Origin of the sequence: Fructilactobacillus vespulae, from assembly GCF_047324295.1 — a bacterium.
GTDB classification, from domain to species: domain Bacteria; phylum Bacillota; class Bacilli; order Lactobacillales; family Lactobacillaceae; genus Fructilactobacillus; species Fructilactobacillus vespulae.
Genome location: NZ_CP137138.1, coordinates 847407 through 864061, shown reverse-complemented (window position 1 = coordinate 864061; position 16655 = coordinate 847407). Strand labels below are relative to the sequence as shown.

Below are 16655 nucleotides of genomic sequence, written 5' to 3'. Positions count from 1 at the left end.
TTGCTTTACCTGATGATGTTTTGCACTACCAACATCTCACTGAAAGGTAAGATTCAAACTACTACTTCTTACTTAACGTTTTGTTTTTAAGTTGTAACTATCATAACACCGATTTTCCAAAAAGCAACGTTTTTTGCAAAAAAACTTTCAAAAAACGTCAAATCACGGATTTTAAATCACTTTGAAACTTTAATTAACTTGGAAACCCGAACCGCCACTAAAGCAACTATAATTGCCTTAATCAAATCACCAGGTAAAAAGGTTAATGTAGCAATTAAAGCTTGTTTAACTGGTAAATTAGTTTGATATGATAGCACAATAATTCCCACTAAATTCATTAAAATTGAACCACCAATTACATTGGCAATTAAATAACCGATAAACTTAACCGGTTGTTTGAAAATATCGATAACCAATCCCACTAAAAAAGCACAAAACGGCCAACTAATTAAATAACCAGCGGTGGGACCGACCAATACTGCAAAGCCTCCACGTCCACCTGCTAGCAATGGTAGTCCTGCTACTACTAGTAATAAAAACACAATTACACTAATGGTTCCTAACTTCTTTCCTAATAAAGTTCCCGCTAACATAATCCCCATCGTCTGAAAGGAAATGGGCACGGGAATTATGGTAATTGCAATGGGAGGAATCATACCTAATCCCGCAATCAAAGCAACCATTACTGCACAATAAGTTATCTCTTTTGTTTTCATCTAAATTTCTCCTTTTCAATAGTTTTATTTTGTTTCAATTTAATAAATAAAACAACTAGCAAAGGACAAAACATGGTTATAGCGCGATTTAACGAATTACATAAGCTTAAAATTGTAACAAAAAAAGTTCACTGTTAAACAGTGAACTTTCAAATTAGAGATCTTTGTCCATATCATAGGTTAACTTAGAAAGGGTCAACCCTTTGGTCATTAATACGTTCATAAAACTATGAACTTCTTTTTCCATCACCTGGACTAATTCTTGATTTTTATTTTCCAAAAATTCCGTCATTTTAGCTTGATCAATTTGACCTGCTTCATCGATTACAGCAGCCACATGACGATTGAACATTTGGTTCATGCTAGTTTTAAAATCGGTATCTAATTGAATAAACTTAGAATAGTGGGATTCAACTAGCATTGATAACTTTCGATACATCCAATATGCACTTTGATCATCCATTTCTAAAGGCGTATTTTCATACGTTGGATCAGTGCGTTCCACGTTACCAAAGAATGGGACATATGGACTAAAAGCAGGTACTCCAAAACTTAACCACATAATCGTGGAATATTCAGGAGCAACATCATTTCTGATTTGCAAAACATGTGAGTTTTGCGTCCGATTTAATGAAATAGGACGAAATCTAAGTTTGTCCTCTTCAGAACCTTTACCCATTGGATCATACTTAGTTTCGTTGTAATGAGAGCTTAGAATGTACTCCACGTCTGAAACTTTTATTTTCCGATTGGCACGACATAAGAATGGCATATCCGGGGAAGTTGGTTCTTGAACTAGGTCAGGCGTTAAATAACGTTGTCCAAACCAAACTCTCGGAGTGTTATAAAAACGATCTTTTTCGTTACTAGTTCCAAAAATATGTCTAAAGTTAAATCCGGTTTCATCAGGATTTAGCTGATACTTCTCAACAAATTCTCGAATTCCATCTGAATACATAAAATTATCGTGATCAGCAAAATCAACCTGTTGAATTGCCACTTGATTAGCCACCACTACATAACAATCATCTGGAATTCTTTGAGCAACCCAATGATGACCTGTCACAATTTCCATGTACCAGATCTCGTCATTATCACTAAACATTACTCCATTACCTTCTGGAGAACCGTATTTTTTAATTAGCTTTCCTAAATATTGAACACCGGCACGAGCAGAATCAATGTAAGGTAACACGATTGATGGTAGTGAATCTTCGGCAACTCCATTTTCAACCCAAGGATCTTGAGCAAGGGTATCTAAATTACCATAAACACTTTCAGTTGCACTAATGGCAACGTTTTTTTCATTAAAGCCACTTTCTGCGTAAACCCCTTCTTTGGCAACGTCTGCATTAGGCGTCATGGAATAACGATAACCTGAAGAAGGTAGTTCTGCAGTGAAGCCATTTTGATTTGATTTCCAAACTCGCTTTTCGTTTTGGTAAGCCGATTGGACTAAAAAACGTTGTGGTGTTAATGGTAGAAACGTATCGTCATTTCTGGCAATCATCGTTGAACCATCAATACTAGCTTTTTTCCCAACCATTACACTAGTACATGCTGATAAATTCATGATTTTCTCCTTAAAGTTTTGCCGTTAATTTAACATCCGGATATTTACCCTTAAACCAGCGTTCTGCAAATTCATTTTCAAATAGGAATAATGGCTCATCGTGGATATCTCTAACTAAGATATTTCTAGATGAAGACATTTTTTCATCCAGCTGTTCAGGATTAATCCAGCGCGCAGTCTTACTCCCCATTGGTTCCATTAATACATCAGAATTGTATTCATTTTGCATTCTAAACTTAAACACTTCAAATTGAAGTTGTCCGACTGCACCTAAAATGTATTGTCCTGAAGTATAGGTCGTATATAGTTGGATTGCTCCTTCTTGAACTAACTGTTTGATTCCCTTATGAAAGGACTTTTGTTTCATAACATTTTTAGCAGAAACTCGCATAAATAGTTCAGGGGTAAATTGTGGTAACTTTTCAAAAGTTACTGCTTCTTTTCCTGTGTAAATTGTATCACCAATCTGGAAATTACCCGTATCATAAAGCCCAATAATGTCTCCGGCAACGGCTGTCTTCACGTTTTCTCTAGTATTGGCCATAAATTCAGTCACATTTGATAACCGGATATCTCGACCAGTCCGGTCTAAAGTAACGTCCATTCCCTTTTTAAATTCACCAGAACAAATTCTAACAAATGCAATTCGATCACGATGTTGGGGATTCATGTTAGCTTGAATTTTAAATACAAAACCAGAGAAATTATCACTAGTAGGCGTAATCTCATTTCCTTGGGTGGTTTTGTGTTCTCCCGGTGCTGGAGCCATTTCTAGGTAAGCATCTAAGAATGTTTGTACCCCAAAGTTTGCTAGAGCAGAACCAAAGAACACCGGTGTTTGATCACCATTAGCAATTTTTACGGCATCAAATTGATTTCCAGCCTCAGAAATTAAATCCATTTCACCCTTAGCATCTTCATAAATATCATCTGATTCTAAGTCGTTAGCTTCCTTAATGGACCCGTCATCATCTAAACTCAAGAAGTTTCTTTTTTCGACTGCAGGTTCAAACAATTCGATTCGTTTGTTATAACGATCGTAAAGACCCTTTAAGATTCTTCCTGATCCGATGGGCCAGTTCATTGGATATGCTTCAATTCCTAGTACTTCTTCCAGTTGTTCCACTAATTCCATTGGTGGTCGACTGTCTCGATCAAGTTTATTCATAAACGTAAAAATTGGAATTCCACGCATTTTACAAATTTGGAATAACTTTTTAGTTTGTGGCTCAATTCCCTTGGCCGCATCAATTACCATCACAGCAGAATCCACTGCCATCAATGTTCGGTAGGTATCTTCTGAGAAATCTTCGTGTCCAGGGGTATCCAAGATGTTAATTCGTTTGTCGTCGTAATCAAATTGCATCACTGAACTGGTAACTGAAATTCCACGTTTTTGTTCAATTGCCATCCAATCAGATTTGGCAAAGTTACCACTCTTTTTCGCTTTAACTGTACCAGCTTCTCGAATGATTCCCCCAAAGAGTAATAATTGTTCTGTAATCGTTGTCTTACCAGCATCCGGGTGAGAAATGATGGCAAAGGTTCTTCGTTTATTTACTTCCGTTTTAATTTTGTTATCAGCCATGTAGACCTCCGTTTATTCTTTAATTCTCGTGTTGCACTAACCAAACATTGTAGAAAAATTCCACAATAACTTTCAAAATAGCATAAATTGGAATTGCTAAAATCATTCCGATTAATCCAGAAATGTGACCAGCTGCTAATAAGATGATGATAATTGTGAGCGGATGAATATTAAGAGTTTTTCCAATGACGTTTGGATAAACCAAATTACCATCAACTTGTTGAACAATGATTACGATGATAATTGTGATAATCGCTTGTTCTGGGCTAACTGTGATAGCTACTAATAACGCTGGTAAAATCCCAATATATGGTCCCACGTATGGAACCAAATTACAAAATCCAGCAAACACACCTAACAGTAAGGCATATTTTTGTCCAATTAATAAATAACCAATGGAAGTAAAGGTTCCCACAAAGAGACATTCAATCACTTGGCCACCAATATATTTAGAAAGCGTTTTGTTCATTTTCTTCATTAGAATTTCAGTTTGTTTCCAATGGTGATCAGAAAGAGTTGGTAATAATTTTTCTACGCTAGGTAAAAATTTATCCCCATCCTTTAACATGTAAAATAAAATAATTGGTGCAGTTAACATTGTAATTACAACGTTTGCCGCCACCGAAATGATATTTCCGGCACTATTACTCAAATTACTGAGTAATGTTTTTAGATATGCAGTATAACTAGACTGTACATTTGCAACAATTGGATCCCAATCGATATTCTTTAACCATCCATGCTTAGTCATTTTAGTTAAGGACTCTTGTTGGTGAGAAGCAAATTTAGGCATGTTATTTATTAAATTCTCAATCTGAGAAATCAAATGAGGAATCAATGACATCACAATATAAACCAAAATAGCCACTACTGCTAAAAAGATTATCGTAGTTCCCCATGTCCGATTAATCCGCTTCGTCCTGGTGATTCTGACCTTCATCAAAAGCTCTAAAATTGGATTCAACATATAGTATAAAAATCCCGCAATTAATAATGGCGCAAAGATTGTTGAGATAAAAATCCAAACTGGTGAAAATAGAAAATTAATCTGCGTAAAAAGGAAGATAATCCCCAGTAACAACAGAACTTCTACCGTCCACAAAACAACATTTTTTTCGTTTATTTTTTTCATTTTACTTTGTTATTCCTTCCAAAAATTCATCAATGTCATCAAAAGAAAAGCCCTTGCGAAATAAAGCCTGTTTTAATTTTTGTGTCTTTTTAAAATCATCTTCGTTTTGATAACGCTTTAGTAACTTGTTTCCTTCTTTGACCAATAATTCATCTTGAAGTTGGTTATCAACCTGGTCATCAATTTCCACTAATGCATTATCAATATCAGAAAAAGAAAATCCCTTTCTAACCATCGAAAGTTTAACCTTTTCAATTCTCTTATTATATGGGTATCGATTGTAATGGTCAAATTGCTGTTGTGCCACTTTCGTCGCATTTTCCTGAATCTTTGAATCAGAATAATAATTATCAATTGCAGTAATAATTATGTCTTCAGAAATTCCCTTTTTCATCAAATATTGCTTAATTGCCATCGGCCCCTTATTTTGTCCTGCAGCAATCTGTTCTGTGTACGTATTGGCATAATTTTCATCATCAATCAGATGCATTTTTTGTAAATGGTCCAACACTTTTTCAATCACCGTTTGATCTTCAGTTAATTCCCCTAACTTATCCTTAATTTCCTTTTCCGTTCTAGTGCGATAAGAGATAAAATTAACTGCTTTCCCAATTAATTTATAAATACTATCTGAATATTTCAAATCAGCGATATTTTGTTTAGTTAAAATGGTTCCCTTAAAAATACGATATTTAATCATTGCTTCTTCACTAATTGGAAAAGCATATTCATCGTTCAAATAAACGTTGTAACGCCCCGGTCGTTTTTGGGCCTCTATTTTGGTTATTTTATAGGTTGAGTTCTTAGCCATTAATCCTATCCTTTCTAAAAATTCACAATCTCTTTCACTTCTGCTATACTTAGCAGATAAATAATAAAGGAAGTTCGAAAATGAAAAAAGCACATGTAGTTTTTGCAACCATCACCGGTAATAATGAAGACGTTGCCGATATTGTTACTGAAGCATTGGAAGACCTTGGATTAGAAGTTGAAGAAACTGAGATTTCTCAAACTGACCCAGAAGAACTAACCGATGCAGACTTAATTGTAATTTGTCCTTATACTTATGATGAAGGTAATTTACCTGAAGAAGGAATGGACTTTTATGATGATCTTGCTGACGTTGATCTCACAGGGAAAACCTTTGGGGTAGCCGGATCTGGAGACGTCTTTTACGAAGAATTTTACAACGTTGCCGTGGATAAATTTGCGGCAGCATTAACTAATGCCGGTGCCGTGAATGGCTCTGAATTAGTAAAAATCAATCTTGATCCCGACGAAGATGATATCAAAAAATTAGATGCCTTCGCTCAAGATTTAGTCAACTCACTAAAATAATAAAAAAGCCCCTGGGGCTTTTTTTATTTTATTTTTTTTCAAAATAATCTTGAAAACTAGCGTTAAAAACAGCACCAATCAACAAGATAACTCCGGTTAAGTTTAACCAAATCATAACTACAATAAACGATCCTAAAGTTTTATAAGCAGAAATATTTTTAAAAAATTCACGCATTACATCCGAAAATAATTGTGATAATAACCCTAGTCCCACTAAAGAAAATAAGGCCCCCGCAATTGTATATCTAAGCTTAATTTTGACACTGGGAACTAAAAAATACAACAGCACTAATATGATGAATAAAAAGCCTAATATAAATGGCATTCTAATCAAATCAATTAAAGATAATGCTTGTGGAGAAATTGAAATTACTTCCCCCAATAGCTTAACTAATGATTTGCTAAACCCAATTAAAATTAAAGCAATAAACAATAAAATCACCATGAATAACATCATTATTAATGAAAAAACACGATTTTTAAATGCACTTTGCTTTTCAAACCCATAAGTTAAATTCACTGTTCTTTGAAAGGCGGCCATCGCACTACTTGATGACCAAATTGCTAAAACTAATCCAATGAAGAAGTTGCTACTTCCGCTACCATCGACGAAGGCTGATTTAATAATAGGATGCAACATTTGAAAGATTGAAGCAGGCATTAACATCCCAAAAAATCCCATAACGTGGTCCGGATTCCCATTAGCGATTTTAACCGCCCCACTAATCAAGATTAAAATGGGAAAAAGAGACATTAATGTATAATACGCAAAAACTACGGCAGAATCAGAAACATTTCCCATTCCCAAATGTTTCATAAAAATTTGTCCAAAAGGAAGCCCTTTTTGCTGCAAAAAAATTTTTATTTTTTTCATTTTTTTACCTTTCTTAATTTTTTTTACATTTTGTTAATTATAGCAGAATAAATGCATTTTACTATTAATGGTAAAAAATGCTAAAATCAAATATAGCTTATAATTCATTTATTTAAATACATTTTAAGGAGTATCACCTTGAAAACAATTACATTAATTGTTCCATGTTATAACGAACAAGAATCAATCAATCTTTTCTATGAAACAGTTGAAAAAGTTTTTAACTCAATGAACCAAGAAAAAGAGAATTATCGTCCAGACTATCTTTTTGTTAATGATGGGTCATCTGACAATACCTTATCAGTTCTTCATGAATTAAACCAAAAAGATCCAGAAAACGTCCACTTAATTTCTTTTTCAAGAAACTTCGGTAAGGAATCTGCCATTGCTGCTGGATTGCGAAACGCTCATGGTGATTTCGTTGCCCTAATGGATGTGGACCTTCAAGATCCACCAGAATTATTACCACAAATGTTGAAGATTATTGAAACCGAAAACTATGATTGTGTCGGTTGCGTGCAAACCAGTCGAAAACAAAATCCAGTTCGTGCATTTCTTTCTTCATCTTTTTACCACGTTATTGATTATCTTTCGAGCGTTAACATCAAACCAAACGTTCGTGACTATCGTCTAATGAGTCGTCAATACGTTGATGCGGTAAATGATCTTACTGAATACAATCGTTTTTCTAAGGGAATTTTTAGCTGGATTGGTTTTGATACTAAATACATTGAATATAAGGGTCGTGACCGGGCTGCCGGAGAAACTCATTGGTCCCTCTTCCAATTATTAGATTATTCAATTGAAGGAATCATTGACTTTTCTGATGCTCCTTTAAAACTAGCAACTCTAGTTGGAATCATTTCATGTATCTGTGCAGTAATTGGAATTATTTTCATTACCATCAGAGCTCTCATCTTTGGTGGTGCAGTTGCTGGTTGGCCATCACTAGTTTCAATTATGCTTTTAATTGGTGGGCTTCAATTATTCTGTTTAGGAATTTTAGGCAAGTATATCGGTAAGGTATACCTAGAAACTAAGCACCGTCCTCAATACATTATTAAGGAGCATAAATAATGCAAAGACTCCTTGATCTTTATAAAAAACACCGTGATTTAGTCCCCTACGCTTTTTGGGGAGTAGCGGCAACCGTTTTTAATATCGTTGTTTTTTGGGCAATTGGAGAATTTACCCCAATCAGCTATACCATTAATTATTGTATTGACTGGTTTTTAACCGTTTTATTTGCATTCTATACCAACAAATATTTTGTTTTTCATAACGAACATCACTCTACTAAAGAGTTTTGGTATCAAATGATTACCTTCTTTGCCGGAAGAGGAATCACTGGAATTGTGGGATTAGGAATTTTAGCCTTTGGAGTTGGCCTCTTAGGTTTTGATAGTAGCCTCGGCCAAAATATTTTTAACATAATTCAAAACGTAGTGGTAATTATCTTAAATTATTTCTGGGCAATCTTAATTTCATTTAAAAACAAAAAATAAGAAATAAAAAAATTCACTTGATTTTTAATCAAGTGAATTTTTATTTTAGTTTAATTTAAATAAATAGGTTTAAAATCAATACCATTACTAACCCAACTACTGAAATGACCGTTTCTAATACCGTCCAAATCCCTAGGGTTTGTTTAATATCTAAATCAAAGTATTCTTTAAACATCCAAAAACCAGCATCATTAACATGTGAAGCAGCTAAAGAACCAGCCCCAATTGCTAATGCCATCATTACTGGGTTAACGTTTAGAGATGTCATTAGTGGGGTAACCAATCCAGCGGCTGTCATACCAGCAACGGTTGCTGATCCAAGTGAAACACGAAGAATAACCGCTACTAACCAACCTAAGATAATTGGTGAAATTGATGAATGCATCATCATAGTTTTAACAGCATCACCTACTCCACCGTCAATTAGTACTTGTTTGAAGGCACCACCACCACCAATTACTAGTAGTAGCATTGCAATCGATTTAACGGCAGCAACAATACTTGCCGAAATATCTTTCATATCTTTACCACGATGGAATCCCATTGACCAAATTGCAAATAATAGTGCAATGGTCATTGCAATCATTGGATTACCAAACATAGCAACTACCGCATCAAATCCCTTAGGTTTAGCAATTTCTTTTCCACCATGTAAAACCATTTGGTATAAGGTATTAATGGCCATAAAGATTGCTGGAAGTAATGAAGTAAATGCAGAAATTCCAAATCCTGGAGTATCCTTTAAATCATATTGTTTAATTTCACCAAATGCAGGTAGACTCTTCTTGACTACGAACACTGATGGGAAAAAGCGGTGAATAATCTTAGTAAAGATCGGTCCCGCAATAATTACTGAAGGAATTGCCACAATAATTCCAAATAGTAAAACTTGTCCAACGTTAGCACCTAAAGCAGTAGCAACTGCTGTTGGGGCTGGTTGTGGAGGCAAGAAACCTTGCGTTGCTGATAATGCAGCAGCCATTGGAATTCCTAAATAAAGAAATGGAACTTCAGCTTCTAGTGCAACGGCAAACACAATTGGTGTCAACAATACTAATCCAACTTCAAAGAATAGTGACATTCCAATAATAAACGATGCAATTACAATTGCTAATTGAAGTCGCTTCTTTCCAAATTTATCAATTAACGTTTTAGCAATTCGATAAGAACCACCAGAATCAGAAACCAACCGTCCAATCATGGCACCAAAACCAAAGACAATTGCCAATTCTCCTAGAGTATTTCCAATTCCTGTTTTAACAGAACCAGCGATGGTGGCTGGGTTCATTCCTAAGCCTAAAGCAACTAAAATTGCAACAACAATTAAAGAAACAAAGGTGTTCAACTTTAACTTAATAATTAGGAATAATAATAGTGCGATTCCTAAAATTAATATAACAAATGGCATCATTTGTGTTTCCCCTTTTCTCTTTTATTTTTTATCAACAAAGTAATTGTATACGTTTTCATTGTGATTATCAATGGATTTATTGCAAATTAAAAAAGGAACTCAAATGAGTTCCTTTTTAATTTATGACCCCACTCAGACTCGAACTGAGATCGATCGCTTAGGAGGCGACTGCCCTATCCAGTTGTGCTATAGGGCCAACAACCTTTTTAATTTTCTCACGATTAGTTCAATCCGTAAAGGTCGTAAAAATCACTTCTTGCGCTTTCCTTTATTTTTTTGATTTCTTTTTCGGTTCTTTTTGCGTGCTTTTTTAGGAGTTGCAACAAATGTAGTGTGGCTTTCTTTCTCTTTGAAGCTAGCCTTTTCAATTGCTTTCCCATTCGATTTTATTTTCTGTGGCTTAGGAGTTTTATTTTTAGCTTCATCCGGAATCTCATCAAGTAACTTACCACGGTAATAGTAGATTGGTTTTAAAACATACTCTTCATCTTTTAAGACCTTCTTTAAATCACGTAAGTCGTGATCATCACCGAAGTTTAAAACGGTTCCCGGTTCACCCATTCTCCCAGTTCTTCCCACTCGATGAATATAGGTAGTGGCATCTTTAGGTAAATCAAAATTAATGACAGCGGGTAACTTGGCAATATCTAAGCCTCTTGCTGCAACATCGGTAGTTAACAGCAACTTAGTTTGGCCTTTTCTGAAATTACGAAGTGCTCGTTCTCGTTGTAACTTGTTTTCATCACCACTTAGTTTTTCAACTTGAGCAAAGCCCTGGTGTTTAAAGTAATTAAAGGAACGATTTAAATCACTATTTTGATTATAGAAAACTAACGCCTTAAAGTTCGTTAATTTGGTTAGTCGATTCAAGACATCGTTTCTTTTTCCCCTTGAAACCATGAATTGACCGTGTCTAACTTCACCACGACTTTTATCTAAGTTTCTGACATCAATAATTTTGGCCGGTTTGCCCATTTCTGTTTCTAAATTATAGAGAACATCGCTAGCGGTTGCTGAAAAATAGCCGACCTGGGTGTCTCTAGGTACCGATGCCACAATTTGCTTCACTTTCTCAAGTGAATCATCTTGTAATAAATCATCCGCTTCATCAATGACTACGTTTTCCACCAGATTAGTTTTTAACTTACGGTCAGCCAACAAGCTTAAAATTCTACCGGGAGTTCCAATTACAATTTCAGGTCGTTTCTTTAATTGTTCGTGCTGTCTTTTAACGTTGGCACCCCCAATAATTGGCAATACTTTCACGTTAAATGGTTTTCCCCAATCTCTAATAATATTGGTAACCTGCATTGCTAATTCTTGTGAAGGTTCAACAATAATTGCTTGAGTACCTTGTCCAGCCATAATATTAGCCAAAATTGGCATCAAAAAGGCCACTGTTTTACCAGAACCCGTTGGTGATAATGCCACAAAGTCCTCAATTCCATCAATCATAGGTTGATAAACTGCTTTTTGAACTTCCGTTGGTGCTTGATAACCTAATTGTTCAAATCGTTTTTCAAATTGTTCTAACACTTTTTACTCCTTAATTTTGGGGATATTCAATTCCAGCTGTGTTCGCCAGTCTTACTAAAATCAAATTAACCGTTTTTACCAACTCGAGCCAATTTTGATAGTCATTTTGGTTAGTAACATCTTCTGGATGATTTAAAACTCGAGCAAAATCCTGTAGTTCCGGAATCATCGGATTACTTTGGTAAGTATCACTGATTACTTGCTTAGTTTGATCTGTTTCCCAAGCGGTCGTAAACTCACCTGCACTATCAATTTCAAAAACTTTTCTGGCTGAGTACACCTCAGAATTTTGGTTTGAGTTAGACATCTTACTAAAATTCAATGTAACCGTAAATTTATCGTAAGTTAGTACTGCAGTTCCTTTTCCGTCAGCACCGCTCTTGATAAAGGTGGGATAATAAGCTTGTTTTCTCGGTTTTCCAAATAACCCAATTGCTGCATAAAGGGGATAAATACCTAAATCCGCTAATGTTCCACCACCAAAGTCTAAATTAAAAACATTAGGTGTTTGATTTTGTAACACTAAATCATATCTTGACGAATATTGACTGAACGTTAAATCCGCCCCATCGATTCGTTCTGTTTCTGCTAAACGTTTCTTTAATTCCTTAAAAGCGGGCATATGAATATTTCTGGCTGCTTCAAACAAATGAACGTCAGGATGATTCTTTAACTCATCAAATACGCTTTGAACTTGATAAGGACTTAAAAAAGCCGGTTTTTCAATAATAACATTTTTATCATTTTGGATTGCAGTTAAAACCTGACGATAGTGAAAAGAATTAGGTGATGCAATGTAAACTGTATCAAAAGCTGGACTAGCAAAAAATTCATCTAGTTGGGTAAAAGTTTGTTCACAGTTATTTTGTTGAGCAAATTCAATAGCTCGTTTTTCTGTTCGTGAATAAACTGCCGTTAATTGGTATTCTCCGGTGGCATTTGCTGCATCAATCATCCGTTGGGTTATCCAGTTGGTCCCAATAATTCCCACTTTAATCATATTAACTACCATCCTTTTCTAATTTATTAATGTATCTTTCCCATTGTACCTTATTTCCATTGAAAACAACTACGTGTCTCCCATCATTTTCACCATTTTCATACAAAGGAGCAGTCTTTGTAAACGTTTTATATTTAACTTGTTTTTCCCTGGTACTATCGGTCACCCAAAATTCAGTATGTGGAATTTTTGCTAACGCTTGATAGTTATCAGAAGTAGTCTTTAACAAGACTGGTCGTTTGTATTTTTGATAGAGAATTTTTACTAATTCGTTCACCCGTCGCTGTAAAACCTTTTTATCAACGCTATCTTTGGTATACTCACCATAATAATCAATATCAATTCGAAAAGGTAAATCTCCGGTTTGATCAGTGGCAATCTTTTCTAGATTTTCGGCCTGCTTTTTGATGGGTGAATCAAAGCCATATTGGTGATATACCCCTACCTTTAGTCCTGATCCCACACTTCTTGAATAGTTATTATCAAAATCATCATCAATGTAGGTTGCTCCCTGTCCACTTCTCAAATAGACAAAGGAAACTCCTTTATTCTTTAGTTCGTTAAAATCAACGTAATTATTTTTTTGACTCAAAGAAATTCCCCGAATGGGGTACTGTTGTAAAAATTCGCTTTGCCGTTGCTTAGTTTGTTGATATTTATATAGAAAGCCAACACAAATTAACAAAATTAAGATACCAATTCCCAACTTTGCTAGTTTAAGTTGCACACGCCTCTGCTTAGCTTTTTTTTGATATGATGTTCGACTGATTCTTTCCATTTCAACCTCACAAAATAAATTTATTTATATGTTACCACATTAGTGTGTACTTACTTGAATTACGGGGGGTAGTCCCATATAATGAAAGCGTTAAGAAAGCTTATTTATAGCTTATAACCAATAAAAAATTACTAAGGGGATTATTATGGAATACGTAATTGGAATTGATATTGGTACAACCAGTGTCAAAACAGTTTTGTATGATGAAAAGGGTGAAGTTCAAGGTTACTCTAACGATCTTTACACTTTATATCAAGATACAACTGATATGGCCGAAGAAGATCCAGAAGAAATTTTCAGTGCTATGATTGACGGTTTAAATCATGTCCTTGAAAAAGCTGATTTAGAAAACGGTAGTCTAAAGGGAATTTCATACTCATGTGCCATGCATAGTTTGATTTGTTTAGATGAAAATTATAAGCCATTAACTCGTGCAATTACTTGGGCTGATAACCGAGCAGTTGATTATGCAGATGAGCTTAAGGAAAATGGTTTAGGGATGGAAATTTACAAGAACACCGGTGTTCCTACCCACCCTATGACCCCACTTACTAAAATTATGTGGATCCGTAACCAAAAGCCTGAAATCTTCAATAAGACTCGCTGGTTTGTTGGAATTAAAGAATACATTAACTACAAGTTATTTGGAACTTTAAAGGAAGACTACTCCATTGCCAATGCTACTGGTTTATTTAACATCCACACAATGGATTGGGATAAACAAGCCCTTGAAGTTGCCAGAATTACTAGAGATCAATTACCTGAACTAGTTGATACTAACTACCAACTTACTGGAATGGTTGATCACTATGCTAATATGATTGGAATTGATAAAAACACTCCATTCGTAATTGGTGCATCTGATGGTCCATTAGCCAACCTAGGGGTTAACGCCATTAAACCGGGTGTGGTTGCTGTTACCATTGGTACTTCTGGTGCCGTTCGGGTTGTTACTGACAAGCCTAAAATTGATCCAAAGGGACGTGTCTTTTGTTACTACCTAGCTAAAGGAATGTGGGTAGTCGGTGGACCAGTTAACAACGGTGGAATTGTCTTCCGTTGGGTTAGAGATCAACTTTGCCTTCCAGAAAAAGTAACTGCCGAACAAATGCATTTAGACGCTTATGATTTGTTAACTCAAATTGCCGCTGAAGTTCCTGCCGGATCAGATGGTTTGATTTTCTTACCATTCCTTGGTGGTGAACGTGCTCCTATTTGGGATGCCGATGCCCGTGGTACCTACTTTGGTTTAACTAGAAAACACACTAGAGCAAACATGATTAGAGCTGCTCTAGAAGGAATCGTTTATAACTTATACACAGTTATGTTGGCACTTCAAGAAGTTGTTGGCGAACCAACTAGCATTCAAGCAACTGGTGGTTTTGCACGTTCTGAATTATGGCGTCAAATGTTAGCCGATGTCTTTGAACAAGACGTTAACATTCCTAAGAGTTTTGAAGGAACTGCTCTTGGTGCCGCAACCCTTGGAATGCAAAGTCTTGGTATGATTGATAGCCTCTATGACGTTGATAAGTTTGTGGGAGTTACACAAAACCACAAGCCAAATCCAGAAAACTACGAAGCATACCGTGAACTAATTCCAATTTACATCCGTTTGAGTCGTTACCTCAAACCTGAATACCAAAACATCGCCAAATTCCAACGTGAACATGATACTGAAACCGTTGATGACGAAAAATAAGATTTAAACAAAAACAGGACTGATTTTGAAGTGCCCTATAATTGTTAGACAAAAATAACAGTTATGGGGTGCTTTTTTTATGACAAAATATTCACCGAAATTTAAAGCAGAACTTGTTCATTTATGTTTAGAAGAAGATTATTCAGTTAATGAAATTAAAAATAATTATGGAATAAGCAAAAGTTTAATATATAGTTGGATTGACCAAGTTAATGTAAGTGGCTATCAAATTTTAGCTCGTCGAGCTAAGCAAAAATATAGTCAAAATTTTAAGTTAATGGTGGTAAAATGCTATCAAAATCATAACGAAGGCTATTCCAAAGTAGCTTCTTATTTTAAAATCAATCAATCTCAAGTTAGAAAATGGGTTAAAGATTTTGAAAATTATGGGATTACCGCACTTCGTTTAAAAAAGATAGGACGGCCATCTATGAAAAAAAGTAAAGGTAAAAAAGCATTAAAAGAAATTCCGAAGACAAAAGAGGAAGAATACAAACAAAAAATTTCTGATTTAGAAGAAAAACTACGTTACACACAAATGGAACTTGATATCTCAAAAAAATTGAGAGCCTTAAAGGAAAGAAAATAAAATCAACAGAAATAGCAATACTAATTAATTCTTTAAGGCCAGAATATAATTTTAGACAGTTGTTAAAATACTTCAATTTAAAAAGAAAAACTTATTATGCTGCATTAAAACGATCAAAAAAACCAGATAAATATCTTAAATTGAAAGAAGAAATTAAAAATATCTATTTAAAAAGTCGTGAAACCTACGGTTATCGTAGGATTTGGCAAATTTTGATTAATAAAGGATATACATATTGTTTAGAAACCGTGCGAAGAATAATGCGGAAAATTGGATTAATTTGTACTGTATACTCAAAAAAAACAAGGAAATATTCTTCATTTAAGGGTGAAATAGGAAAAATTGCTCCTAATATTCTAAAACAAAAATTTAATGAAACTATCCCATATAAGGTGCTTCATACAGATATAACACAAGTGAAAATTGGAAAAAATAAATGGGGATATATATCGGCAATAATTGATGAAGCCTCTGGAGAAGTTTTAGCAACAAGTATTAGTGAGCATCCAAACTGGAGGCTGGTTTCAGATATGTTAGATAAATTAAGTATGAATCTTCCCCAAAATAGTAAACCATTGATACATTCAGACCAAGGATTCCACTATCAATTAAAATCATATCGACAAAAATTAAAATCTAATGGTTATATGCAAAGTATGTCCCGAAAGGGAAACTGTTTAGATAACGCACCTATTGAGAGTTTCTTTAATTTATTAAAGAGGGAGTGTTTAAATCGTATTAATATTAATTCTGTAATTACATTAAAAAATACATACAAAAAATATGTTGATTGGTTTAACAATGAACGAATTTCAGGAAATAAAAAAGGACTTACACCAGTTGAATATAGGTGTAAATCCTTAAAAATTTAAAATTATATAAAGTGTCTAACTTTTCTATAGCACTTCATTTT

16 protein-coding genes, 1 tRNA gene and 1 other annotated feature (1 of these 18 only partly in view) are annotated in these 16655 nt (G+C 34.8%); of the genes, 6 read left to right on the top strand and 11 right to left on the bottom strand.

What is annotated here, in order from left to right; translation table 11 throughout:
- Nucleotides 1-85 (bottom strand) — a binding site (T-box leader) (it extends 141 nt beyond the left edge of the window).
- 91 nt (nt 86-176) lie between these two features.
- From R4B61_RS04125 to R4B61_RS04105, 5 genes are all read right to left on the bottom strand, one after another.
- Nucleotides 177-716 (bottom strand): biotin transporter BioY, encoded by a 540-nt coding sequence (locus R4B61_RS04125; RefSeq protein ID WP_413627039.1) that lies wholly within the window; start codon nt 714-716, stop codon nt 177-179.
- A gap of 154 nt (nt 717-870) precedes the next feature.
- Complete coding sequence (locus R4B61_RS04120; protein WP_413627038.1) at nt 871-2289, bottom strand: C69 family dipeptidase; 1419 nt, start codon at nt 2287-2289, stop codon at nt 871-873.
- Between the two features lie 10 nt (nt 2290-2299).
- Entirely contained in the window at nt 2300-3877 is a 1578-nt protein-coding gene (locus tag R4B61_RS04115) for a peptide chain release factor 3 (protein ID WP_413627037.1), read from the bottom strand.
- Nucleotides 3878-3896: 19 nt separating this feature from the next.
- Nucleotides 3897-5009 (bottom strand): AI-2E family transporter, encoded by a 1113-nt coding sequence (locus R4B61_RS04110; RefSeq protein ID WP_413627036.1) that lies wholly within the window; start codon nt 5007-5009, stop codon nt 3897-3899.
- Nucleotide 5010: 1 nt separating this feature from the next.
- The gene (locus R4B61_RS04105) at nt 5011-5820 is read right to left on the bottom strand and encodes a RecX family transcriptional regulator (RefSeq protein WP_413627035.1); all 810 of its coding nucleotides are present in this window, start codon (nt 5818-5820) and stop codon (nt 5011-5013) included.
- 80 nt (nt 5821-5900) lie between these two features.
- Here R4B61_RS04105 and R4B61_RS04100 point away from each other — a divergent pair, with 80 nt between their 5' ends.
- On the top strand, nt 5901-6347 hold the full coding sequence (locus tag R4B61_RS04100; protein WP_413627034.1) for a flavodoxin: 447 nt from the start codon (nt 5901-5903) through the stop codon (nt 6345-6347).
- A 28-nt stretch (nt 6348-6375) separates the two neighbouring features.
- Here R4B61_RS04100 and R4B61_RS04095 read toward each other — a convergent pair whose 3' ends face one another.
- Complete coding sequence (locus R4B61_RS04095; protein ID WP_413627033.1) at nt 6376-7221, bottom strand: YihY/virulence factor BrkB family protein; 846 nt, start codon at nt 7219-7221, stop codon at nt 6376-6378.
- A gap of 138 nt (nt 7222-7359) precedes the next feature.
- Here R4B61_RS04095 and R4B61_RS04090 point away from each other — a divergent pair, with 138 nt between their 5' ends.
- Nucleotides 7360-8298: a glycosyltransferase family 2 protein gene (locus R4B61_RS04090; protein ID WP_413627032.1), complete on the top strand. Its 939-nt coding sequence runs from the start codon at nt 7360-7362 to the stop codon at nt 8296-8298.
- The gene (locus R4B61_RS04085) at nt 8298-8726 is read left to right on the top strand and encodes a GtrA family protein (protein ID WP_413627031.1); all 429 of its coding nucleotides are present in this window, start codon (nt 8298-8300) and stop codon (nt 8724-8726) included. Before R4B61_RS04090 ends, R4B61_RS04085 begins: the two co-directional genes overlap by 1 nt.
- A gap of 55 nt (nt 8727-8781) precedes the next feature.
- Here R4B61_RS04085 and R4B61_RS04080 read toward each other — a convergent pair whose 3' ends face one another.
- The 5 genes from R4B61_RS04080 to R4B61_RS04060 all read right to left on the bottom strand — a co-directional run bounded on the left by R4B61_RS04080 (nt 8782) and on the right by R4B61_RS04060 (nt 13451).
- The gene (locus R4B61_RS04080; protein WP_413628291.1) at nt 8782-10134 is read right to left on the bottom strand and encodes a gluconate:H+ symporter; all 1353 of its coding nucleotides are present in this window, start codon (nt 10132-10134) and stop codon (nt 8782-8784) included.
- Nucleotides 10135-10260: 126 nt separating this feature from the next.
- Nucleotides 10261-10333: transfer RNA gene (locus R4B61_RS04075), tRNA-Arg, on the bottom strand.
- A gap of 53 nt (nt 10334-10386) precedes the next feature.
- Entirely contained in the window at nt 10387-11673 is a 1287-nt protein-coding gene (locus R4B61_RS04070; protein WP_413627030.1) for a DEAD/DEAH box helicase, read from the bottom strand.
- 10 nt (nt 11674-11683) lie between these two features.
- A complete protein-coding gene (locus tag R4B61_RS04065; RefSeq protein ID WP_413627029.1) occupies nt 11684-12673 on the bottom strand; it encodes a Gfo/Idh/MocA family protein in 990 nt (329 codons plus the stop codon).
- Between the two features lies 1 nt (nt 12674).
- Nucleotides 12675-13451 carry a GH25 family lysozyme gene (locus R4B61_RS04060; protein ID WP_413627028.1) on the bottom strand — a complete coding sequence of 259 codons (777 nt, stop codon included), beginning with the start codon at nt 13449-13451 and terminating at the stop codon, nt 12675-12677.
- Nucleotides 13452-13596: 145 nt separating this feature from the next.
- Here R4B61_RS04060 and gntK point away from each other — a divergent pair, with 145 nt between their 5' ends.
- From gntK to R4B61_RS04045, 3 genes are all read left to right on the top strand, one after another.
- Nucleotides 13597-15153 (top strand): gluconokinase, encoded by a 1557-nt coding sequence (gntK, locus tag R4B61_RS04055; RefSeq protein WP_413627027.1) that lies wholly within the window; start codon nt 13597-13599, stop codon nt 15151-15153.
- A 79-nt stretch (nt 15154-15232) separates the two neighbouring features.
- Nucleotides 15233-15742: a transposase gene (locus R4B61_RS04050; protein WP_413627026.1), complete on the top strand. Its 510-nt coding sequence runs from the start codon at nt 15233-15235 to the stop codon at nt 15740-15742.
- Nucleotides 15715-16614, top strand: coding sequence for an IS3 family transposase (locus R4B61_RS04045; protein ID WP_413628281.1), 900 nt, complete (start codon nt 15715-15717; stop codon nt 16612-16614). The genes R4B61_RS04050 and R4B61_RS04045 overlap by 28 nt, the downstream gene beginning before the upstream one ends.
- Nucleotides 16615-16655: the final 41 nt, after the last annotated feature.